Source organism: Klebsiella sp. MBT K-1, from assembly GCF_002556465.1.
Lineage (GTDB): Bacteria > Pseudomonadota > Gammaproteobacteria > Enterobacterales > Enterobacteriaceae > Klebsiella > Klebsiella grimontii.
Window position 1 is genome coordinate 245115 of sequence record NZ_PDEL01000004.1, and the last position, 22715, is coordinate 267829.

The 22715-nt window shown below is 55.0% G+C and carries 23 protein-coding genes and 1 other RNA gene; 10 read left to right on the forward strand and 14 right to left on the reverse strand.

All coding sequences use genetic code 11. The features are described from left to right. Positions 1–179: 179 nt before the first annotated feature. Complete coding sequence (locus tag CMQ96_RS07750; protein WP_049086750.1) at positions 180–1766, forward strand: EAL domain-containing protein; 1587 nt, start codon at positions 180–182, stop codon at positions 1764–1766. Positions 1767–1768: 2 nt separating this feature from the next. Here CMQ96_RS07750 and CMQ96_RS07755 read toward each other — a convergent pair whose 3' ends face one another. Further along, positions 1769–2041 (reverse strand): metal-sensing transcriptional repressor, encoded by a 273-nt coding sequence (locus CMQ96_RS07755; RefSeq protein ID WP_004129869.1) that lies wholly within the window; start codon positions 2039–2041, stop codon positions 1769–1771. 166 nt (positions 2042–2207) lie between these two features. On the opposite strand from CMQ96_RS07755, the gene CMQ96_RS07760 reads away from it, so the two are divergent. Continuing rightward, the gene (locus CMQ96_RS07760) at positions 2208–3035 is read left to right on the forward strand and encodes a nickel/cobalt efflux protein RcnA (RefSeq protein ID WP_098066522.1); all 828 of its coding nucleotides are present in this window, start codon (positions 2208–2210) and stop codon (positions 3033–3035) included. Positions 3036–3081: 46 nt separating this feature from the next. Here the strand turns inward: CMQ96_RS07760 and CMQ96_RS07765 are convergent, their stop codons facing one another. Both CMQ96_RS07765 and CMQ96_RS07770 read right to left on the reverse strand, forming a co-directional pair. Then, a complete protein-coding gene (locus tag CMQ96_RS07765) occupies positions 3082–3435 on the reverse strand; it encodes a DUF1428 domain-containing protein (RefSeq protein WP_004136022.1) in 354 nt (117 codons plus the stop codon). Positions 3436–3527: 92 nt separating this feature from the next. Next, the gene (locus CMQ96_RS07770) at positions 3528–4142 is read right to left on the reverse strand and encodes a YitT family protein (protein WP_024359031.1); all 615 of its coding nucleotides are present in this window, start codon (positions 4140–4142) and stop codon (positions 3528–3530) included. A gap of 87 nt (positions 4143–4229) precedes the next feature. On the opposite strand from CMQ96_RS07770, the gene CMQ96_RS07775 reads away from it, so the two are divergent. Beyond that, positions 4230–5657, forward strand: coding sequence for a PLP-dependent aminotransferase family protein (locus CMQ96_RS07775; protein ID WP_098066524.1), 1428 nt, complete (start codon positions 4230–4232; stop codon positions 5655–5657). A gap of 133 nt (positions 5658–5790) precedes the next feature. Here the strand turns inward: CMQ96_RS07775 and CMQ96_RS07780 are convergent, their stop codons facing one another. The 3 genes from CMQ96_RS07780 to ffs form a co-directional block, all read right to left on the reverse strand. Next, a complete protein-coding gene (locus tag CMQ96_RS07780) occupies positions 5791–6006 on the reverse strand; it encodes a hypothetical protein (protein WP_004129860.1) in 216 nt (71 codons plus the stop codon). Beyond that, the gene (locus CMQ96_RS07785; protein WP_024359033.1) at positions 6003–6260 is read right to left on the reverse strand and encodes a hypothetical protein; all 258 of its coding nucleotides are present in this window, start codon (positions 6258–6260) and stop codon (positions 6003–6005) included. Before CMQ96_RS07785 ends, CMQ96_RS07780 begins: the two co-directional genes overlap by 4 nt. 316 nt (positions 6261–6576) lie before the next feature. Next, positions 6577–6673: signal recognition particle sRNA small type (ffs, locus tag CMQ96_RS07790), an RNA gene on the reverse strand. Between the two features lie 249 nt (positions 6674–6922). Here ffs and CMQ96_RS07795 point away from each other — a divergent pair. Together CMQ96_RS07795 and CMQ96_RS07800 are read left to right on the forward strand one after the other, a co-directional pair. Beyond that, on the forward strand, positions 6923–7330 hold the full coding sequence (locus tag CMQ96_RS07795) for a hypothetical protein (protein ID WP_004136017.1): 408 nt from the start codon (positions 6923–6925) through the stop codon (positions 7328–7330). A gap of 65 nt (positions 7331–7395) precedes the next feature. Continuing rightward, on the forward strand, positions 7396–7707 hold the full coding sequence (locus CMQ96_RS07800) for an MGMT family protein (RefSeq protein WP_004136015.1): 312 nt from the start codon (positions 7396–7398) through the stop codon (positions 7705–7707). Positions 7708–7743: 36 nt separating this feature from the next. On the opposite strand, the gene CMQ96_RS07805 is transcribed toward CMQ96_RS07800, so the two are convergent. Beyond that, positions 7744–8253, reverse strand: a complete 510-nt coding sequence (locus CMQ96_RS07805) for a YbaY family lipoprotein (protein WP_004129852.1) — start codon at positions 8251–8253, stop codon at positions 7744–7746. A 220-nt stretch (positions 8254–8473) separates the two neighbouring features. Here CMQ96_RS07805 and tesB point away from each other — a divergent pair, with 220 nt between their 5' ends. After that, complete coding sequence (gene tesB, locus CMQ96_RS07810; protein ID WP_004136012.1) at positions 8474–9349, forward strand: acyl-CoA thioesterase II; 876 nt, start codon at positions 8474–8476, stop codon at positions 9347–9349. Between the two features lie 14 nt (positions 9350–9363). Here tesB and CMQ96_RS07815 read toward each other — a convergent pair whose 3' ends face one another. Then, positions 9364–10305, reverse strand: coding sequence for a LysR substrate-binding domain-containing protein (locus tag CMQ96_RS07815; RefSeq protein ID WP_004136010.1), 942 nt, complete (start codon positions 10303–10305; stop codon positions 9364–9366). 170 nt (positions 10306–10475) lie between these two features. Between CMQ96_RS07815 and CMQ96_RS07820 the strand changes: the two genes are divergently transcribed. Together CMQ96_RS07820 and CMQ96_RS07825 are read left to right on the forward strand one after the other, a co-directional pair. Beyond that, positions 10476–11960, forward strand: a complete 1485-nt coding sequence (locus CMQ96_RS07820) for a UbiD family decarboxylase (RefSeq protein WP_098066526.1) — start codon at positions 10476–10478, stop codon at positions 11958–11960. Between the two features lie 108 nt (positions 11961–12068). Continuing rightward, positions 12069–12809, forward strand: coding sequence for a DUF554 domain-containing protein (locus tag CMQ96_RS07825; RefSeq protein WP_004136002.1), 741 nt, complete (start codon positions 12069–12071; stop codon positions 12807–12809). Between the two features lie 54 nt (positions 12810–12863). Here the strand turns inward: CMQ96_RS07825 and amtB are convergent, their stop codons facing one another. The 5 genes from amtB to CMQ96_RS07855 form a co-directional block, all read right to left on the reverse strand. Continuing rightward, the gene (amtB, locus tag CMQ96_RS07830; protein WP_004129846.1) at positions 12864–14150 is read right to left on the reverse strand and encodes an ammonium transporter AmtB; all 1287 of its coding nucleotides are present in this window, start codon (positions 14148–14150) and stop codon (positions 12864–12866) included. Between the two features lie 33 nt (positions 14151–14183). Further along, complete coding sequence (glnK, locus tag CMQ96_RS07835) at positions 14184–14522, reverse strand: P-II family nitrogen regulator (RefSeq protein WP_004099573.1); 339 nt, start codon at positions 14520–14522, stop codon at positions 14184–14186. Positions 14523–14765: 243 nt separating this feature from the next. Continuing rightward, the gene (locus CMQ96_RS07845; protein WP_004135998.1) at positions 14766–16544 is read right to left on the reverse strand and encodes a SmdB family multidrug efflux ABC transporter permease/ATP-binding protein; all 1779 of its coding nucleotides are present in this window, start codon (positions 16542–16544) and stop codon (positions 14766–14768) included. Further along, positions 16537–18309, reverse strand: a complete 1773-nt coding sequence (locus tag CMQ96_RS07850; protein ID WP_024359038.1) for a SmdA family multidrug ABC transporter permease/ATP-binding protein — start codon at positions 18307–18309, stop codon at positions 16537–16539. The genes CMQ96_RS07845 and CMQ96_RS07850 overlap by 8 nt, the downstream gene beginning before the upstream one ends. A gap of 42 nt (positions 18310–18351) precedes the next feature. Further along, positions 18352–18810 (reverse strand): Lrp/AsnC family transcriptional regulator, encoded by a 459-nt coding sequence (locus tag CMQ96_RS07855; protein ID WP_004135994.1) that lies wholly within the window; start codon positions 18808–18810, stop codon positions 18352–18354. 115 nt (positions 18811–18925) lie between these two features. Here CMQ96_RS07855 and CMQ96_RS07860 point away from each other — a divergent pair, with 115 nt between their 5' ends. Beyond that, positions 18926–19978, forward strand: a complete 1053-nt coding sequence (locus CMQ96_RS07860; protein WP_024359039.1) for a PLP-dependent cysteine synthase family protein — start codon at positions 18926–18928, stop codon at positions 19976–19978. Between the two features lie 47 nt (positions 19979–20025). Here CMQ96_RS07860 and cof read toward each other — a convergent pair whose 3' ends face one another. Next, positions 20026–20844 carry an HMP-PP phosphatase gene (gene cof / locus CMQ96_RS07865; protein ID WP_024359040.1) on the reverse strand — a complete coding sequence of 273 codons (819 nt, stop codon included), beginning with the start codon at positions 20842–20844 and terminating at the stop codon, positions 20026–20028. A gap of 126 nt (positions 20845–20970) precedes the next feature. Here cof and CMQ96_RS07870 point away from each other — a divergent pair, with 126 nt between their 5' ends. Further along, positions 20971–22671, forward strand: a complete 1701-nt coding sequence (locus tag CMQ96_RS07870; RefSeq protein ID WP_024359041.1) for an SgrR family transcriptional regulator — start codon at positions 20971–20973, stop codon at positions 22669–22671. The last annotated feature ends 44 nt before the right edge of the window (positions 22672–22715 follow it).

Consider the following 22715-nt stretch of genomic DNA (forward strand, 5'->3'; position numbering starts at 1 on the left):
CAGCATACCTGCCCTCGTTTTTCTCCGCGACGCTTCATGCCTTGAGCGTCGCGGTTCATCCACTGTTAGCCCGAATTCGTTGCTATCTTGCGGTTCGGGCCTTTTTCTACCCCGTGGTGAATCCTCTTTTATCTTTCGCGTATACTCATCGAACCCCTCCATAAAATAAGGAAATACTCATGACGACCCGGCATCAGGTGAGTCTGGTTACAGGGGTATTGATACTCGCCATTATCTTGCCGGTCATACTGAGCATCTGGCTGGCGACGCAGCAGGCCAAAGAGCAGTTTTATAGTGAGCTGGACAACTTTTCCGTCCGCGTGCTGGCGCGCGTTCAGCAGGTTGCCGATCAGGCAAGAGAGGCGCTGAAAGAAGCAGATGCGCATACGGCCACGACCTGCAGCCCAGAGCATCTGCTCACTATGCGACGGATCGCCTATACCCACCGCTACATTCAGGAAGTGCTGTGGCTACGCGAGGGTATTCCGCAGTGCTCCTCTCTTGAAGAGCACCAGGTGTCGGTCACCTTTCCCGCTCCCGACCATCTCACTGCCGATGGCTACCGTACCTGGCTCACGTCGGTTAGCGACCTGGGACTGAAACATAAAATGACGGCCATGGGCAGCGAACATCACGTGGTGATGATCGATCCGGTGTCGTTTATCGATGTCATTCCGTTAGGTCATGAAGAAATTCACACGCTTTTGTTTGGCACGAAGCGCGATCAAATCATTATCAGCAGTAAACCGCTCAGCGCTGCCGTCTGGGAGAAAATTAAGCATCTGGATGCCGAAACCTTAACCCTCGATAGCACCGTTTATCGTCTCCATCGTATCCCGGAACTGGGGTTGGCTATCGCCACCTGGTCCTCGACGGTGCCGCTGCAGAATAAGCTACATCAGCAGCTGATGCTGTGGCTGCCGATTGGTTTGTTCACCAGCCTTCTGGCCTCATTTCTGCTGCTTCGCCTGCTGCGCAGGCTGCGCTCGCCGCGTAATGGGATGCTGGATGCGCTGAATTCCCATGCCATCCAGGTCTATTACCAGCCTATTATTTCGTTGCAGAGTGGAAAGATCGTCGGCGCGGAGGCGCTTGCTCGCTGGAGGCAGCCCGATGGGAGTTTCTTATCGCCGGATATTTTTATTCCGCTTGCCGAACAAACCGGGCTGATTACCCGCTTAACCGAAGATATTGTACGGAAAATTTTTGCCGATCTCGGTACCTGGCTGCGCCAGCGTCCGGAGATACACATCTCGATAAACCTATCGGTCGATGATTTGCGCTCGCCAAAGCTGCCGCTCCTGTTGCAAGAGCAGCTTCAGCTTTGGGGCATCAGCGCTCAGCAGATCATTCTGGAAATCACCGAGCGCGGTTTTGTCGACCCGCAAACCACTTTGCCGGTGCTCGCCGGCTATCGGCAGGCCGGACACCGTATTTCCATCGATGACTTCGGCACCGGCTACTCCAGCCTGAGCTATTTACAAAAACTGGACGTAGACACCCTGAAAATCGATAAATCGTTTGTCGATACGCTGGAGTATGAACTGCTGACGCCGCACATTATTGAAATGGCGAAAGCGCTCAATCTGACGACCGTCGCAGAAGGCGTCGAAACCGAAAGCCAGCGCGACTGGCTACGTATGCATGGCGTGCAGTATGCCCAGGGCTGGCTTTATAGTAAGGCGCTGCCAAAAGAGAAATTTATCCTGTGGGCGGAGAATAACCTGAAGGCGGATTCGGCGCCCTCCGTGGTCGCTCACCTTTGAGCCTATTTCAGATAGGATTTTATTACCTGCATTACTACATCAAGGTCAGCTTCGCGCTGGCCCTCCTCCGGCTCTTTAACGACGTGATCCGTTAAATGCCCCTGGATAACCTGCATCATCATGCCGTTTACCGCACCGCGAATCGCAGCCAGCTGCTGTAAAACCTCGGCGCATTCATGTTCGCGGTTTAGCATTTTTTCCAGCGCGGCGCTTTGTCCCTGAATTTTCTTCAATCGGGTCAATAACATCTTCTTGTGACGAACGGTATGTGACATTACGCGATCCACTATTTGATTAATCGATCGTTTTGACTAACGACCACGATACACAATGAGAACAGCATAACATGCTCTACTCCCCCGGAGTATTTTTCTACTGGGGGGTAGTATTTATGTACTGGGGGGGAGTAGCATACCAATACTTTAGGTTAGAGATCACGTTATGACCGATTTCGCTTCACTCCTGCAGCAGGGCAATGCCTGGCTATTTATTCCCAGCGCTATTCTGCTGGGCGCCCTGCACGGCCTTGAGCCCGGGCATTCAAAAACCATGATGGCGGCGTTTATCGTAGCTGTCCGCGGAACCCTGAAGCAGGCGGTGCTGCTGGGGCTGGCGGCGACGGTGTCGCATACGGCGGTGGTCTGGCTGGTGGCCATAGCAGGCCTGTGGTTTGGCCGCGGCTGGAATGCGCAAACGTCGGAACCCTGGTTTCAACTGTTCTCAGGGATCCTTATCGTACTGATTGCCTGCTGGATGCTGTGGCGTACCTGGCACGAATCTCGTTCACATCACCATGAGCATGAGCATGAGCATGAGCATAATCATGAACACCACCACCACCCGCATGAACATCATCCCCACGTTCATCAACCTCCGCTGGTTGCCGCCGATGACTGGCAGAACGCCCATCAGCGCGCGCATGCGCAAGAGATCAATCGCCGCTTTAACGGGCAACGGGTCACGACCGGGCAGATCGTCTTGTTTGGACTGACGGGGGGGCTCATTCCCTGTCCGGCGTCAATAACCGTGCTGCTTATTTGCCTGCAGTTGAAAAAGTTCTCGCTGGGCGCAACCCTGGTGCTGGGGTTTAGCGTTGGGCTGGCGCTCACTCTGGTGGCTTCCGGCGCAATTGCCGCGCTGAGCCTGAAGCACGTAGCCAACCGCTGGCCTGGGCTGAACGATCTCTCGCGCAAAGCGCCGTGGATTTCCGGCACCCTGATTATGGTGGTGGGCTTCTATATGCTGCTGCATGGCTGGAGTCATCTGTAACGCGTCTATCGCCATCCCCACAAACGATGGGGATGGCAAAGATGAATTACTCATCCAGGAGCGGAGCAAAGCCGCCGTATATCATTCGTTTTCCATCAAAGGGCATATTATCGCCAAACTCTTTCATTCGCGGGTCGGCCATCATTTTGGCATTGGCGGCATCGCGAGCCTCTTTAGAGGGATACTCAATCCAGCTGAATACCACCTCTTCACCCTCCTCAGCTTTCACCGCCATGCGAAAATCGGTCAGCTTGCCATCCGGGACATCATCCGCCCAGCACTCGACCACGCGTAATGCGCCAAACTCTTTAAATAATGGCGCGGCCTTTGCTGCCATCTCGCGGTATGCCTCCTTATTTTCCGCCGGTACGGCAACGACAAAACCATCAACATACTTCATGAGTCTGCTCTCCGAAGTGAACAGTACGACCGGAGAATCCGGCCGTATCTGAATTGATAAGTTTAGTCGCCAGGCCTGATGGCAGCGTAAAATCAGGAAATAGCCTCACCGGGTTTCGCCAGAGCCTTACGCGCGGCCGGCTGATGGAACCACGGCAGGCACAGCTGGATCAGCGGGCCGATAGTTAACGCGTAGAGTACGGTTCCCACGCCAAACTTGCCGCCCATCATCCAGCCAATCAGCAGAACCGAAACTTCAATCGCGGTGCGAATACCGCGCAGCGACCATCCAGTACGGGCATGCAGGCCGGTCATCAACCCATCGCGCGGCCCGGGACCGAAACCCGCGCCAATATACATCCCCGTCGCCAGCGCATTCAGTACGATAGCTCCACCCAACAGCAGGCTACGCGCCACCAGCGAATCTAACGGCGGCAGCACGGCCAGAGTCGCATTTGCCGCCAGCCCCAGCACAATGACGTTACTTACCGTCCCCAGCCCCGGCATTTGCCGTAGCGGGATCCACAGCAGCAGTACTGCCGCTCCCGTCAGGATCATGACCGTACCGAAATCCAGATTAAACTGTTTGCCGATCCCTAAATGAAAAACATCCCACGGGTCTGCCCCCAGATTGGCGTGAACAAATAACGCGGTCGACACGCCGTACAGGACCAGACCAATGTAAAGTTGCAGCAAGCGACGTACCATTTTTCACCTCAGGACAATTGCGATTTCCCTCATCATCAGCAAAAATGGATTGATAATTAATGGCCAGTTTTTAAAAAGTGGATTGCTATGTCATCTCGTCGCTTTGGTTCACAATCGCTGGTACGGCTGCTCGGCAACTGGCAGGAGTCCACCTCTCGTACGCCTATCTGGCGTCAGCTGGCGGAAGCGCTGCGCCTGCTTATCCTCGATGGCCGCCTCGCGCTGGAAACCCGCCTGCCGGGCGAGCGTGAACTGGCGGCATCCCTGAATATCAGCCGCACCACGGTTGCCAGCGCGCTCGGGCAGCTGCGGGAGGAGGGCTATCTCTATAGCCGCCAGGGAAGCGGTTCGCGGATCGCCCTGCCGGAGCGTCCGGTGGAAGCATCAGCCCAAAAACCGGACCCGCTCTCGGTGAATTTGGCCGTTGCCGCCCTGAGCGCCGGACCCGAGATCCATCAGGCCTACAGCCAGGCTCTGAAGATCATGCCTGAGCATTTATCCAATACCGGTTACGATCAACAAGGGCTAGCGCTGCTGCGCGAAGCTATCGCCCGCCGCTATAGCGAACGCGGGCTGCCAACCCGCAGCGATGAGGTGATGATCGTCAACGGGGCGCTTAGCGGCTTTGCGCTGGTTCTGCGTTTATTCACCGGGCCCGGCGATCGGGTGGTGGTGGATGCGCCAACTTACCCCATGGCGCTTAGCGCGATTCAGGGCGCATCATGCCGTCCGGTTAGCGTTGCGTTACCGCAGCAGGGATGGGATTGCGACGGTTTGGCGGCAACGATCGCCCAAACGGCGCCGCGCCTGGCGTGGCTGATGCCGGATTTTCATAATCCTACCGGCCGCTGTATGGATAGCGCCACGCGCCAGTGGGTAGCAGATATCGCCGCGCAAACCCGCACCACGCTGGTGGTAGACGAAACGATGGTGGATTTATGGTACGACGCCCCGCCGCCGCCGCCTTTAGCGGCGTTTAATCCCGATGCCCCGGTAATAACCATCGGATCGGCAGGAAAAAGCTTTTGGGGAGGCCTGCGCATAGGCTGGATCCGCGCCTCTTCACGAACCATTGCCTCGCTGGTTCAGGCGCGCGACTCTCTCGATCTCGGTTCCCCGCTGCTGGAACAGCTGGCCTGCTGCTGGTTGCTTGAGAATGAGAAAGGGCTGCTGCCGTCACGCCGCGCCATGCTGGCGACCCGCCGGGATATGTGCGGGGCGCTGATGGCGGAATATTTTCCCCACTGGCGCTTCACTCCGCCGGAAGGGGGGCTCTCTTTTTGGGTTGAATTACCCGGCATGCTGGCGACGCTCTTTTCCGTTCGCGCTGAAAGCCGCGGAATTCACATCGGGACGGGCACACGCTTTGGTCTGGCCGGCGCGTTTGATCGCTATTTGCGTTTGCCCTTTACCCTTTCGGATGAGGAACTACGCAGCGCGTTTACTACATTGCAGCCGCTATGGCATAGTCTTACGGAGCAGAAGGAGAGCTTTCGTCTAAGGAAAATCATCTAATAAAATATCGACGGGCTGGAGCCAGCCCGTCAAAAACCATCATCCGTGATGCATATGAGATGTTTTTATAAAATTGCCGTTCAATTTTGTCTTTCTGACGTGTCAGCCCGATGACAAAATTAAAATAGTTTCATTAATGCTGACGCGGGATCGGAAACCCTTTCAGAGAAATAATAAAGCCGTCTTCATCTTTTTTAATTTTTGCACCGGTGTCACACCAATCGGAGGCAATGCGAAAAAACTCATCGCTACCGATATTCCAGTTCAGGCGTACGTGCTTGACGTAGCCGGAACGCAGCATGTCGCAGGCTTCGCTATAGTTGCTGGCTGTAGAGAGTTGTTGTTTCATTTTCTCTTCTTCAGAATTTTACGTAATGCTTTGATTTCTTTAGGGGTTAATGGAGACGCTTCCTCTTCGGTATGCTGGCTATCGATATCTTCTTCCGAAACCCCCGCCTCGTCTGCTGATTCCACTACCTGAAAGGCCAGGAGTAGCAGTTTCTCCGTAGCTGTTCCTAAATTTTCGTTATTTTCTTCCGCATACTGACGCAGCTTTTCTTTTAACTCGCCATCAATTTTTACGTTCAGAACTACCGTGGTCATAGTCACGCTTCCCGTGAAATAAAATCATCATATAATTAATACACGAAGTTAACATGCTGATCCAGAGATATATTTTTAGCTTATATCTAACAACATTTTCCCATGAATAATCTGCACGTTATATATGACATAAAGATGACATTAATATTTCAGTTAAATTTCAATTTTATGACGTAGCGAATTTTTGGCATAAAAAAGATATGTTTTAGAAACGAGAAAAAATACACACTTTATTTGTGGATATTAAAAATGAGGGGATGAGCGAAGCCGCTTATTAGATGCACAGAGCGCTGGGGCACGCTGAAATGGGTGGGGGCCCTGCCAGCTACATCCCGGCACACACGTCGTCTGCTCTGGCTGCTTCCTTCCGGACCTGACCTGGTAAACAGAGTAGCGTTGCGGGAGAACCAACAGAGCCCCCATTGAGAGCGCTAGTTACCTAACGCGCTGGCGCATTATCCCTGCTGAACCCCTGAATTGCAAGCCGCCGCCGATTGGGTGCTGGTTTATTGCGCAAAGTCGCGTAATCAGAGCGATATCGCGGCTTTGTAGCGTAAAATTTCCGTCCCTGGCAGGAGATTGCGAGCGCACTCTCAGCACAAACGCCCCTCAACATCCATAATGTTCACTATGAATTGTATGTTTTTTATCATGGTATCTGAATGAGTGAATCACCGCGTTTAATCACTACCCTGGCGATGCCGCCAATCGATGAAGTCACCGTTCCCTTCCGCGGTTTAAACTTTCTGCGCCCGGAGCTGCTTCTTGATTTTGTGACCATTAGCCAAAATCCGCTACTCGCCGTCACCCCGGTCGCGCTGCTCTACTCTAGCGTCGGCGTCCTTCAGCACATTGAATTACGTAAACTCCCTATCGAAGTCAGCGGTCGCGTGGTCTATCCAATATCAACGCTTAAGCTTCCGGCCATGCGCGCAAAACTGGTGATTAACGCTCAGTCAAAACGCCTGAAGTTTCTTGAAACCCTGCTGACCAATATACCGAATGAGAATGTCCATGGCATGCAGGTGCTTGGCCTGGCGCTGGAATTTACCGTTGTTAAAACGGCTTAAGCCGCTATCTGTACAGCCCGTCGTACAACGATTATCCTGAGCCTTTCCCGGCAGCAGGACGTACCATGGATTCTCACGATACTTTTCCGCAGCGAGTCTGGCAGATAGTCGCCTCGATCCCAGAGGGGTACGTTGCTACCTACGGCGACGTTGCTCAGTTGGCCGGTTCACCGCGTGCGGCGCGTCAGGTCGGCGGGGTTTTAAAGCGTCTGCCTGAAGGGTCCCAGCTTCCCTGGCATCGGGTCGTCAACCGCCACGGCGATATCTCGCTTACCGGGCCAGATCTACAGCGCCAACGCCAGGCGCTCCTGGCGGAGGGAGTTCAGGTCTCAGGCAGCGGTCATATTGACCTGCAGCATTACCGCTGGATTTATTAAAGGCAAAAAAATGCCCCTGAAAGGGGCATTGTGGGGTTATTGCGCGGCGGGAACGTTCGTATTTGCCACCGGCACCGCCGTTTGCTGGACCGGTACCAGCAGCAGATCGGCGCGATTGCCGCCCTGATTAATCACCGTCTGCACGGTATCGGTAATAAACATCAGCTGACCGTTAACGGTAATCGCCGAACTTAACAGGATGCGTGCATTAGGCTTAATGTCCGCCTGGTTGTAGGGCAGAACAAAGTTAAACGGCGCCTGCTTCCCTTCGGTCCTTACCGCTTTTTGCGACAGCACGTGCGCTGGCGCATCGGCCAGGGACGCATCCGACAGAGTTACGGTTAATACCGCATCCGGCGGTAACGCCACGCGCTGTCGAATATTGATGGTCCCGGAAACGTTAGGCTGCTGCTGCGAGGAGCTTAGTGAGGCAATGCCGTAAGGATCGGGCGCAGCCTGGTTCGCTGCATTACTGCTGTGGTTGTTCGCACAGGCAGACAACGTAGCCGCGACGGCTAAGGCACTTAACATATAGGCAAATTTCATTCTTTTCTCCTTTTCATCCCTTCTTTAACAGGAGTACATCCAGCCACAATCGGGGACAGGACATTAGTATCGTAAATAAGTGTGGCACAGATCTCAGTTCTCTTCCTGGAAAAGAGCCCATATTCAGATTATTGCACCCATCGGACCACTTGCGATTCCAGGTTATACTTTGCCTCAATAACGCGCTGCGCAAAGCAGTCATCATTGATTGAGGGTTACTATGAGTCAGGCATTAACCAATCTGCTGGCATTGTTAAATCTGGAAAAAATTGAAGAGGGATTGTTCCGCGGTCAGAGCGAGGATCTGGGCTTGCGTCAGGTTTTTGGTGGTCAAGTGGTTGGCCAGGCGCTATACGCAGCAAAAGAGACGGTCCCCGCAGAACGCCTGATTCACTCGTTTCACAGCTACTTCCTGCGTCCCGGCGACAGCCAGAAACCCATCATCTATGACGTTGAAGTCCTGCGCGACGGCAATAGCTTCAGCGCCCGCAGGGTGGCGGCGGTTCAAAACGGGAAGCCGATTTTCTATATGACCGCCTCTTTCCAGGCGCCAGAACCCGGCTATGAACATCAAAAAACCATGCCCGCGGCGCCCGCTCCGGACGCCCTCCCCTCCGAAACGGATATCGCCCGCAAGCTGGCCCATCTGCTGCCGCCGCAGGTTAAAGAAAAATTTCTCTGCGATAAACCGCTGGAGATTCGCCCGGTCGAATTTCATAACCCCCTGAAAGGCCACGTTGCAGAACCGACGCGTCAGGTGTGGATCCGCGCCAACGGCGCCGTTCCGGAAGATCTCCGCATCCATCAGTATCTGTTAGGCTACGCTTCGGATTTTAACTTCCTGCCCGTCGCCCTGCAGCCGCACGGCGTCGGTTTTCTGGAGCCCGGAATGCAGGTCGCCACCATCGATCACTCAATGTGGTTCCACCGTCCGTTCAACATCAACGACTGGCTGCTGTACAGCGTTGAGAGCACCTCCGCCTCCAGCGCGCGCGGTTTTGTGCGCGGCGAGTTCTATACTCAGGACGGCACGCTGGTAGCTTCCACGGTGCAGGAAGGCGTCATGCGCAACCGGAACCTCTTCCCGGGCAAATAGACGCTTCCGTTCGTTCAAAGATCGTCAGACCGTTGGGCTGCCACGCTTTGAGTCGCCCTGTGGTGCTGACGGTCGGTGAGCTCCCGGGTGTAGTTTATAAAATCGCGCAGGATGTTATTTTTAGTATGCCGCCGCCAGCACAGAGTGAGCGTGGTAGTGGCAAATGTTTCCTCCAGCAGGCAGTAGCTTACATCGGACATCAGCATCGAACTCTGCGTTTCTGGCACCAGAGCAACACCCATTCCCATTGAAACCAGGCCAATAGCCACCGATACATCACGGGTATACTGAATTTTCTGCGGGGTAAACCCGGCCTGCTGGCAGGCGTTAATTGCCGACCAGCCGAGGCCCACGCCGTAAGGGTCCTTTTGCATAAAAAATTGTTCTTTCGCCAGTAACGCCAGGGAGATTTTCCGCCGGTTACCCAGTTCATGGTTACGCGGCAGGACGGCAATAAGCGAACGCGTGGCAATATTCATATATTCCAGCTGTTCATATTGCGGTATTGGCGAACGAACAAAAGCCAGATCGATCCGTTTATCCAGTAACAATGTTAATAAATTATGAGCGTTATGTTCTTCTATTATCAAATCGGTCTCTGATTTCTTATGCCGATAGTTTTTTATTAACAATGTCAATGCCGGATCGAGAATAGATGACCCAACATAGCCGACTTTTAACTGTCCTTTATACCCCAGACGCAGGCTGTTTACATTTTCGAGGAACTTATCGCAGTGACCAAGAATAACTCGCGCCTCGTCAATCAAAAATAGCCCCTCTGTGGTCAATGAAACATTGCGCCGATCGCGAACAAACAGCATCAAGCCCAACGTATTCTCAAGGTTTTTAATCTGCTGCGTGAGCGCAGGCTGGGTAACGTTAAGCCTCTGCGCCGCCCGTCCGAAATGCAGCTCTTGCGCCAGTACCACAAAAGCATGTAATTGCCGATAATCCATAACGACCTCCAGGAAGACGCTAATAATAAATCCTTATTAAAATCCGGGGCAATGTTATTGGACTCTTATTTGTATTTATCGAAAATTAACCCCATCGCGATGATTAAAAATCAGGGTCGGCGCTATATGCCCATCGGGTCATCGTTTAATGAAATAAAAAGGAGAGTTCAATGCCCATGGAACAACCAAAAGTGACGGATCTGCGCTCCGCATTGGCTGTATTAAGCCATTACGATGATGAATTGATCTATACCGATGAACCTGTTGATCCTATTGCCGAATTATCTGGCGTATACCGCTACGTCGGGGCGCACGGCACCGTCCAGCGCCCTACTCGCGTGGGCCCAGCCATGATTTTTAACAAAATCAAAGGGTACGACGACGTAAAGGTGCTCATCGGTCTACTTTGCTCACGCAAGCGCGTCGCCCACCTGTTTGGCACCACGCCTGAAAACCTGGCGTTTATGCTAAAAGACTCCGTTGCCAACCCTATTGCGCCGATAGTCATCCCACGCGACAAGGCCGCGTGTCAGGAAGTCGTTCACCTGGCGACCGATCCTGATTTCGATATCCTGAAAATATTGCCTGCGCCCACCAATACTCCGGAAGATGCCGGCCCCTACTTTACTCTCGGTATGTGCTACGCCGCCGACCCGCAAACCGGTGAACGTGACGTCACCATTCATCGTCTATGCGTCCAGAGTAAAGATGAAATATCAATGTATTTTGTTCCAGGCCGCCACCTTGATACTTTCCGCCAGAAAGCCGAAGCCGCCGGAAAAGCGCTGCCTATCTCTATCAGTATTGGCGTCGATCCGGCAATTGAGATCGGCGCCTGCTTCGAGCCCCCGACAACGCCTTTAGGTTTTGACGAACTGTCAATTGCCGGTAGTTTGCGCAACCAGCCTGTAGAGCTTACCGAGTGCGTGAGCGTTAATGCGCTTGCTATCGCTAACGCTGAAGTCATTATCGAAGGCGAGCTCTTACCGAACGTGAGAGTGCGTGAAGATCAGAACACCGATACCGGTAAGGCTATGCCGGAGTTTCCAGGCTACACCGGCAGCGCTCAGGCTCAGGTTCCGGTAATCAAAGTTAAAGCTATTACTCACCGCCGCCATCCAATCCTGCAAACCTGTATTGGAGCAAGCGATGAGCACACCAATCTGGCCGGGATCCCAACAGAAGCCAGTATCTTGCAAATGGTTGAAAAGGCATTGCCTGGTTTCGTTCAGAACGTGCATTGCCCATCGCCGGGCACAGGCAAATATCTGGCCGTGCTACAGGTTAAAAAACGCACGCCAGCGGATGAGGGCAGGCAGCGCCAGGCCGCGCTTCTCGCGTTTTCGGCTTTCTCAGAATTGAAACATGTCATGTTGATTGATGAGGATGTTGATGTTTTTGATATTAACGATGTGATGTGGGCGATGACAACGCGCTACCAGGGGGATGTCAGTACTATCTTTATACCGGGTGTACGCTGCCATCCGCTCGATCCGTCATCCGATCCCGCATTCAGCCCATCAATACTCGGCCACGGGATTGCCTGTAAAACGATTTTTGACTGCACCGTTCCATGGAACCTGAAAGCGAATTTTCAGCGCAGCAAATTCCTTGAGGTGGATGTTAATCGTTTCATTCCGGGCTTCAAAAAATAGCCGTTCACTATCGGCAGGCTCATTATCCGCAGAGCCCGCCGAATAGCGGGTCCGTTCGTGGACTCATAACAAAAATAGATACTTTGAAAATATCAATAAGGTAAAACAATGATTGGGCCAATCATTAACTCCACTTCAACGCTTATCGGCGGGATCGTCGGCGGCTTAATTGGCGATCGCTTAAGTGAAAAATTCCGTACTGCGCTACCTCTGACTTTTGGTGCGGCCTCCATGGGAATGGGAATAACGGTCATCATTAAATTACACGCGCTGCCCGTAGTCGTCGCGTCATTACTCTTCGGCGCTATTATCGGTGAAATATTTTCTATCGAGAAAAATATTGGCCGCGGCGCATCTAAATTACGTTTTATTATCGATAAAATTGCCCCGCAAAAAAGCGGCAGCACATTATCACAAGAGGAGTATCTCGATAAATTCGTGGGGATTCTGGTGCTGTTCGTGGCCTCGGGAACGGGCATATTTGGCGCCATGCAGGAAGGGATAACCGGAGACATATCCATCCTGTTAACCAAATCATTCCTCGATATCCTGACCGCCGGTATTTTTGCCACCCTGCTTGGCCTTTCGGTCGCGACTATCGCGATCCCGCAATTTATCGTCCAGATGATTCTGCTGTTCATCGGGCAATCAATCATGCCAATGCTAACGCCAGAAATGGTTGCTGATTTCTCCGGGCTTGGCGGTTTTATTATGTTTGTGACGGGATTGCGGATCTGCGGTATTAAATCCTTCCCGGTAGCGAATCTACTTCCGGGACTGATCATCGTCATGCCTCTCTCATGGCTGTGGGTCTCAACGCTATTGCCGTGGATCCAGTCGATTAGCTAACCATGGAAAAGCGGAGCCAGGCTCCGCTTTTTGTCGATTAAAGATAACGATTAATCAGGCGTTGTAGGCGTTTTCGCCGTGGCTGTTTACGTCCAGCCCTTCACGCTCTTGATCTTCCGGTACGCGCAGGCCAACGGTCATATCGGCAACTTTGTAACCAATGAAGGCGACGACGCCGGACCAGACGATGGTGATACCGATGCTTTCCAGCTGTACCAGAACCTGATGGCCCATGGTGACGCCTTCCGCGTAACCGACGCCGCCCAGAGACGTCGCGGCGAAGATACCGGTCAGGATGCAGCCTACGATACCGCAGACGCCGTGGACGCCAAACACATCGCATGGGTCATCAACGCGCAGCCAGCGTTTCAGTACGGTGACGCCCCACAGTCCCGCCAGGCCCGCAGCGATACCGACAATCAGAGAGCCGCCGACGCCGATGTAGCCGCATGCCGGAGTGATGCCGACCAGCCCGGCAATCGCACCTGAACAGGCGCCCAGCAGAGATGGTTTACCGCGGGTTGCCCACTCGCCGAAGGTCCACGCCAGGATAGCTGCCGCCGTTGCCACCACGGTATTAACGAACGCCAGACCGGCAATTTCGTTCGCCGCGCTGGCTGAACCGGCGTTAAAGCCGAACCAGCCAACGTAGAGGATCGCGGTGCCGGTGAATACCATCGGCAGGTTATGCGGTTTGAACGCTTCTTTACCAAAGCCAACGCGTTTGCCCATCATATAGGCACCCACCAGCCCCGCTACCGCGGCGTTGATGTGAACCACCGTACCGCCGGCGAAATCAAGCGCGCCGTGCGTGGCCAACAGACCGCCGCCCCATACCATGTGCGCAATCGGCACATAAGAGAGCGTCATCCATACCACGACGAAAATCAGTACCGCCGAGAAGCGAATGCGTTCCGCCAGCGCACCGACGATCAGACCAACGGTAATACAGGCGAAGGAGCCCTGGAAGGCAACGTGGATGTACTGATAGAAGCTTCCCATCAGCGCTTTCAGTTCAATGTTTTTCAGCAGTACCCAGTCGAAGTTGCCGAAGAAGCTGCCGCCAGCGCCGAAGGCCAGCGTGTAGCCATAAACCACCCACAGCACGCAGACCAGCGCAAAAGTCACGATCACCTGAGTCAGCATGGAGAGAACGTTTTTACCGCGGATCAGCCCGCCGTAGAACAGCGCGATGCCAGGAATCGACATAAACAGCACCAGCGCGGTGCAAATCATCATAAAAGCGTTGTCGGCTTTATCCGCTACCGCCGGTGCGGCCATCGCCAGTCCCGGAAGAAGAGCCAACGCTCCCAGACCTGTTTTCATTGTTGCTATCTTCATTGTTTCGTTCCCCATCACTGTGTGGTCTGAAAGTTACAGTGCCGCTTCGTCAGATTCGCCGGTACGGATGCGAATCACGCGCTGCAGCTCGGCGACAAAGATTTTGCCGTCGCCAATCTTTCCGGTGTACGCCGCTTTACTGATGACATCGACGACTTCGTCCAGCTGATCGTCGGCAATCGCGACATCAATCTTCACTTTCGGTAGAAAATTGACGCTGTATTCGGCGCCGCGATAGAGCTCCGCGTGGCCTTTCTGACGGCCGAACCCTTTAACTTCAGTGACCGTCAGGCCCTGAATACCCATTGAAGATAATGCTTCACGCACATCTTCCAGTTTGAATGGTTTGATTACCACGGTAACCAGCTTCATAAGTCCCCTCCAGTCAGAATTCGGTAATGGCCGCAGCTAACACGTATCTACTAAAGCAAGGGCTATGCCAGAAATGAAAAAGGACCGCCAGGCGGCCCTTTTTGAGGGAGAAGGTGAAGAATTCGCCGGAAACGAAGCGGCAAACTGGCTCTTTCGGCTAAAACCGCACCATTTCAGTGCGCGATATGTGACTTTTTTGCACCACCTCAGGCCGCGGGATCGCGACTGCCTGATTATGGTGCATCAGGCGATCAGCGACTCTTCCTGCGTGCTGGCCGCCAGCTCTTCGCCAACCAGCTGCAGCTGATACATCTGCCAGTAGCGGCCTTTGGCCGCCAGCAGCTGCTGATGGTTTCCGCGCTCTACGGCCTGACCGCGGTGCAGCACCAGGATCGTATCGGCCTCGACGATGGTCGATAGGCGATGCGCAATCACCACCAGCGTCGTGTGCTCGCGCACCCGGGCCAGAGCCTGCTGAATCGCCTGCTCGGTACCGGAATCAATATTGGCCGTCGCCTCATCAAGAATCAGCACCTGCGGCGTATCGACCAGTACCCGCGCCAGCGCCAGCAGCTGTTTCTGGCCAACGGAGAGGTTATTCCCCTGCTCGCCCAGTTGCGTATAAATCCCGTTTTCCATTTCACGGGCCAGATCTGCCAGCTGGACCGCTTCCAGCGCCTCCCAGACCTGCTCTTCGCTGATGTCGCGACCGAGAGTAACGTTGGCATAGAAGGTATCAGCCAGCACCACCGGATCCTGCTGCACCATCGCAATCCCCTGACGCAGCGCGCTGTGGCTTAAGGAAGAAAGCGGACGACCATCGATGCGAATCTCTCCCTGAGTTAACGGGTAGTAGCCCATCATCAGGCTGGCCAGGGTGCTTTTACCGCTCCCGGTATGGCCAACCAGCGCCACAAAGCTGCGGGACGGGATATCGAGATTAATATCCTGCAACACCAGGCTATCGTCGCGGTAGGCAAAAGAGAGATGATCGATGCTAATTGCTCCGCTGCGCAGCGGCTCGCTATCTTCACCCCACGCCTGACGCGGTTTATCCATCAGCTCGAAGACGCGCTCGCCCGCGACGACCGCCTGCTGCAGCATTGACTGCTGGGTGGTCAGCTCGATCAGCGGCTCGTTCAGTCGCCCAAGGTAGCTAATAAAGGCGTAGAGCACCCCGACTTCGATCGTTCCGCTGCTGCTGAAACCAAACAGCATCAGCAGGCCGCAGAGAATTAATGAAGAGAACAGGCTCAGCAGCGGACGCAGCAGGAAGCCATCAAGACGCAGAGTTTGCATACGCGCCAGATAGTGGGCGTAGCTGGCCTCGCGCATCCGCTCGCCGAACCGCGCCTGCTGGCGGAACTGCTGGATAACGCCCATGCCGTTAATCACTTCATTAAAACCATCGTTGATATCCGCCAGCCAGGCGCGGACCCGCCTGACGATGGGCGTGCTGTAGCGCTGATAAATCATCATCACGATCAGCACCGCCGGGAAAATAGCGATAGCCACCAGCGCCATCCGCCAGTCAAGGCTGAACATCGCCACCAGCATCGCGCCAATCAAAGCGGCGCTACGCAGTACGGTGGCCACCACGGTCACGTACAGGTCACGAATGACTTCGGTATCGTTGGTCACCCGTGAGATGAGCTGCCCGACCGGCTGCGTATCAAACTCGCTGAGCGGCTGGCGCAGCGCGGCATCCATTACATCGCTGCGCAGCTGCTGCACCACGCCGACCGCCGCGCGATTAAACAGCAGCGCCTGGCAGTAATGCAGGCCAGCGGCAAGGAGTTGCAGGCCGATATAGGCCACGGCGAGGCCGCAGACCAGTTTCAACGGCAGCGAGTTCTTCGCCACCATATTGTCGATGAAATAGCTGATCAGCAGCGGGCCGCTGACTTCAGCCACCGCCGCAACCCACATGATGGCAACGGCAATCATCAGCGGTTTACGCCACGGGGAGCCGTAGGCCAGCAGGCGCTTTAACGTCGGCCAGAGTTCAGTGAAACTACGCACCGGCGACCTCCTCATCTTCCTGCGGGACATCATCCAGCGCCGCTTCCAGCTGCTGATAACGGTACATGTCCCGATACCATCCCGGCTGCGCCGCCAGAGCCTCATGGCGACCGCGCTGGGCAATGTGCCCGTGCTGCATCACCAGAATTTCGCTGGCCTCGGTCAACGCCGACAGGCGATGGGCGCTAATGATCACCGTCCGCCCTTCTCCCCACTGCCGCAGGTTATGCAAAATCTGGTGCTCCGTTCTGCCATCTACCGCCGACAGGGCATCATCAAGGATCAGAATCTCCGCCTCCAGCAGCAGCGCGCGGGCGATGGAAATTCGCTGCTTTTGCCCGCCGGAAAGCATCACGCCGCGCTCGCCGACTTCGGTGTTATATCCCTGCGGCAGGCGCAGGATATCCTCATGAACGCTGGCAAGCCGCGCAACGTGTTCGATTTGCTCCTGCGTAGCATCCGGTTTACCAAGGGCGATGTTGCTGGCGACGGTATCGGAGAACAGGAACGGTGTCTGATTAACCACCGCCAGACGGGCGCGCCAGCTATCGAGCTGTAGCCGGGTCAGGGGAACGTCATGGAAGCGGATATCGCCTTCAGTCACGTCAAAGTGGCGCTGAATCAGCGCCAGAATGGTGCTCTTGCCGGAGCCGGTCGGCCCGCAAATCCCCAGCATCTGCCCGGGCTGTAGCGTAAAATTGACCTTTTCCAGCGAAGCCTTATTCGCCTGCGGATAGATAAACTCGCGCACGGCGACGCTGAGCGTACCGCGGCCTTCCGGCGTCGGCTCGCTGCCGTCGTTCACCACCGGCGCCTCTTCCAGCATGGTGCGAATGCGCGCATAGGCCGCGCTACCGCGCTCAACGATGTTAAACATCCACGCCAACGCCAGCATCGGCCAAATCATCAGGCCGAGGTACATCACAAAGCTGGTGAGCTGCCCCAGGGTCAGGCTGCCCTGGATCACCATCCAGCTGCCGCCGCCGATGGCCAGCAGGTTAGCAGTACCGATGGCGATATAAATCGTCGGGTCGAAGCGCGCGTCGATGCGCGCCACGCGCATATTTTTTGCGCCGGTATCCGCGGCATCGGCGGCAAAAAGCGCCGACTGTCGATCTTCGAGACCAAAGGCTTTGATCATGCGGATGCTGGTGAGGCTCTCCTGGGTGCGGTCGTTGAGGCTGGAGAACGCCGCCTGAGCGACGCGAAAACGCTCATGTAATGCATCGCCGTTACGCTTGATCGCCAGCGCCATCAGCGGCATCGGCAGCAGCGCCAGCAGGGTTAACTGCCAGCTGATTTGCGTCGACATAACAATCAGCACCGCGCAGCCCATCACCAGGGAGTCCACCAGCGTTAACACCCCTTCGCCAGCGGCGAACACCACCCGATCCACGTCGTTGGTCGCCCGCGCGATCAGATCGCCGGTACGGTGGCGCAGGTAAAAGGCCGGATGCTGGCGGCTGAGCTGGCGATAGAAATCCTCACGCAGTTCGACGGCTAGCTGATAAGAGGCGCCGAAAAGCAGCACGCGCCAGACATAGCGCAGCAGATAGACCATCACCGCAATAACGACCAGCAGGCCAATCCACATCCACACCTTTTCCGCGGTGTAATGTTGTTTTGTGACGCCATCAACCACGATGCCCACCACCTTTGGCGGCACCAGTTGCAGGATGGCAATGACAATCAGCAGAGCAATAGCGCCGAGGTAACGGCGCCACTCCCGGCGGAAATACCAGCTAAGTTGAGCAAATAATCGCAAGCAGTTAAATCCTGAGTGTGTAATTCGTAGCGGCTGATGCCGTTAATCAATCGGCAAGGCTGTCGTGTATTTTATCTGTTCCATGGCAAAACTCGAAGTGACATCCGAGAGCCCCGGTACGCTGTTTACCAGGCGTTTATAAAAATCATCGTAGTTTTTCATATCCGCAACCTGGACCCGCAGCAGGTAGTCATACTCCCCCGCCATACGCCAGAAACCGAGAACCTCCGCCATCTGGGTGACCTCGCTGACGAAGCGGCAATACCAGTCGCTACTGTGGTGCTGAGTCTTAATCAGCACAAACGCCGTCAGCCCAAGTCCGACCTTTTCCGCATCCAGCAGAGCGACTCGCCCGCGCAGGATACCTTCGTCTTCCAGACGCTTCAGGCGCTTCCAGCAGGGCGTGGTGGTCAGATTAACGGCATCAGCCAGCGCCTGCAAAGAGAGGGTACAGTCGGTTTGCAGTAAAGAAAGCAGCTTACGGTCAATTTTATCTAACATTACTCACCTCAGGAGAAAAATTTACTCCATTCATTGTAATTGAAAGGCTAAATGGCAACAATTTTTCCTTCGAATTCCGCTAAGCTGGGCACAAAATGACAAACAGGAAACAGAGATGAACAGCGCCTGGATAAAACACGCGATTAGTGAAATTAATGCCGATTATCAGCGTTCCGCCGATACGCACCTGATTCGTCTGGCGCTCCCGGAGTTCCCTGGGATCCAGCTCTATCTGAAAGATGAAAGCACCCATCCAACCGGTAGCCTGAAGCATCGCCTGGCCCGCTCGCTGTTCCTCTATGGTCTGTGCAACGGCTGGATTAAAGAAGGGACGACGATTATTGAATCCTCTTCGGGTTCAACCGCCGTCTCTGAAGCCTACTTCGCCCGTCTGTTAGGCCTGCCGTTTATCGCCGTGATGCCTTCCTGTACGGCAAAACGTAAAATTGAACAAATTGAGTTCTACGGCGGCCGCTGTCATTTTGTCGATAGCGCCTGCGAAATCTATGCCGCCTCCGAAACCCTGGCGCGCGAGCTGAACGGGCATTATATGGATCAGTTTACCTTTGCCGAACGGGCGACCGACTGGCGGGGAAACAATAATATCGCCGACAGTATCTTCCGCCAGATGAGCCATGAGCCGCACCCGCAGCCGTCGCATATCGTGATGAGCGCGGGCACCGGCGGTACCTCAGCAACCATCGGCCGCTATATTCGCAGTCAGGGTTACGATACGCAGCTGCTGGTGGTTGACCCACAAAACTCAGTATTTTTGGACTACTGGCAAAGCCGCGACGCCAGCCTGCGCAGCCCGGTCGGTAGCAAAATTGAGGGCATTGGCCGCCCGCGCGTCGAACCTTCATTTATTCCCGATGTGGTCGATGAGATGCTGCGGGTACCGGATGCCGCCAGCGTCGCCACCGCCCTATGGCTGGAAACGCTGCTCGGGCGTAAGGTCGGCGCATCAACCGGCACCAATATGTGGGGCGTACTGCAGCTGGCCGTGCGGATGCGCGAAGAGGGGCGCTCCGGCTCTATTGTCACGCTGCTGTGCGACAGCGGTGAACGTTATCTGGAGACCTACTACAACCCGCAGTGGGTTGCGGCCAATATCGGCGATATTTCCCCGTGGCAGGCGCAGATCGCCGAAATGCTGCGCGCAAAATAAAAAAAGCCAGAATATCACGGGATATCTGGCTTGCTGGCAGGGTCTCTTTATTCGGGGGAATAAGGAAGATCAGGATTATCCAGCCAATGAGTCAAAAAGTGGGAAACGGCCTGATGACGGCAGTCGCCAATAACCGGTAGATGCGGAAGTTCAATTTTCAGCTGAGGCATCGCATTGCCCATAATCACCCCACGGCCAACGCTGCCGAGCATTTCCCGGTCGTTCATGGCGTCACCGAACGCCATGCAATCCTGTAACGTCAGGCCAAGATGCTGGCTTAGTACCGCCAGCGCCGCGCCTTTGTTACAGCCGCCGGGCAAAACTTCGAGACAATCCATCGCTGAAAAACAGAGATCCGCCCGGCCGCCGAGCGCTTCATTCAGCTGGATCCGCAGCCGCCGCAGATCGTCATGATCGCCGCAGAAGCAGATTTTCGTAACCTGATGCGCCGGCATCCGCTTAGGATCGTACAACTGGTAGCGAAAACCGCTAAAAACATGCGCTTTCAATATTTCGGGAATCTCCTGCCCGGTGTACCAGCCGCCGTCGTTGAAAAAATGCATACTGGCTGAGGTTTCCCATGCGCTGTGCAGCACCTCTTCCGCCACATCGGGGGCCAGATCGCGGCGATACAGCTCTTCGCCTTCCAGAGAGTGAATGCGCGTCCCGTTGCCGGTAATTAAAAACGCGTCCAGAGAAAACTCGCCAATAACGTGGCGCATCTCCAGAGCATGGCGACCGGTGGCGAAAGTCAGGGTGATATCGCGATCGCGCAGACGTTTTAGCGTCGACAGCGTTTTTTCTCCCAGACGATGGTCCGGCATCAGTAGCGTACCGTCCATATCAAATGCAGCCAGTCTTGCCATCTCCTGCTCCCCAGTGGTGGTGGATTTTGCTTGTGTTGCAGTATTGCCTGAGATATACGGAAGTAATAGTGAATAGATGAATTTTATTGTTCCGGGTTTACGGATATAGCGCAGGATTAAACAGATATGAGGCTATTAAACCGTCTCCATCAGTACCAGCGGCTCTGGGAACCCTCCTCGGGCGAGCCGCAGCAGGTTACCGTCGGCGAGCTGGCGGAGCGCTGCTTTTGCAGCGAACGCCATATCCGTACCCTGCTGCGCCAGGCGCAAGAATCCGGCTGGCTACGCTGGCAGGCCAGCTCCGGTCGCGGAAAGCGCGGGCTACTCCAGTTTTACAAAGCACCGGAAACGCTGCGCAATGAAATGATGGAGCAGGCGCTAAGTAAAGGACAGCAGCAGAACGCCCTCGAACTGGCGCAGCTGGCGCCTGTAGAGCTTAAAGCGCTGCTTTCCCCCTTTCTCGGCGGCCAATGGCAGAACGATACGCCTACCCTGCGTATTCCTTACTACCGTCCGCTGGAGCCGCTGCGCCCGGGTTTTATGCCGGGACGCGCGGAGCAGCACCTGGCCGGGGAGATATTTTCCGGCCTGACCCGATTCGATGCGCACAGTACCTGTCCGATAGGCGATTTAGCCCATCACTGGGAAGTATCGCCGGACGGTCTGCGCTGGCATTTTTATATTCGTTCAACCCTGTTCTGGCATAACGGCGATCCAATTAAGACCTCACAGCTGCAGCAGCGGCTTTTGATGCTGCTGCAGCTACCCGCGCTGCGTACGCTGTTCGCCAGTATTAGCGAGATTAACGTCACCCACTCGCAATGTCTGACCATCACCCTGCACCGCGCGGATTACTGGCTACCGTTCCGCCTTGCCAGCTACTGCAGCGTGCTGGCGCATCCGGACGATCCGGCGATCGGTAGCGGACCCTTTCGGCTAAAGTTATTTACCCCGGAACTGGTGCGGCTGGAAAACCATCAGCGCTATCATCTCACTCACCCGCTGCTGCAGGCCGTGGAATACTGGATAACGCCGCAGCTGTTCGAGCAGGATCTGGGCACCAGCTGTCGTCATCCGGTACAGATAACCATTGGCGATCCTGACGAGCTGACCAGGCTACGTCAGGTCAGCAACAGTATTAGCCTCGGTTTTTGCTATCTGACGCTGCGCCAGAGCCCTCGTCTTAACAAAGCGCAGGCGCAAAGGCTGGTCTCGCTGATTCATCGCTCCACCCTGTTAGAAACCCTGCCGCTGGATGAGGATCTGATCGCGCCAAGCAATGAAATATTGCCGGGCTGGTCTATTCCGCAGGGGCCTGAAAATTATGATACCCCTCTGCCTGAACGGCTTACCCTGCTCTATCACCTTCCCGTAGAGCTACACGCCATGGCGGAGCAGCTTCGGCAACGACTGGCAGAGCTGGGCTGCGAGCTGACGATTATTTTTCATGATGCAAAAAACTGGGATGGCTGCGGGCACTTTGCGAAGGCAGACCTGATGATGGGTGACCGCCTGATCGGCGAAGCGCCGGTCTATGCTCTGGAGCAGTGGCTACGCTGCGACGCGCTGTGGCCTAATTTGTTGACCGGGGCGCAATATGCGCATCTTCAGGCGACGCTGGATGCCGTTCAGGCCCTACCGGACGAACGCAGCCGCAGCGAAGCTTTGCGCAACGTCTTTAACAGACTGATGGATGATGCCATCATGACGCCGCTGTTCAATTATAATTATCGCATCAGCGCGCCGCCGGGGGTTAACGGGCTACGCCTCAACGCTCGAGGCTGGTTTGACTTCGCCAGCGCCTGGCTACCGGCCTCAGCGCCGTGACAGAGCTGGTGGTCGCGCCCATCAGGCGCTACCATATGCGCTTC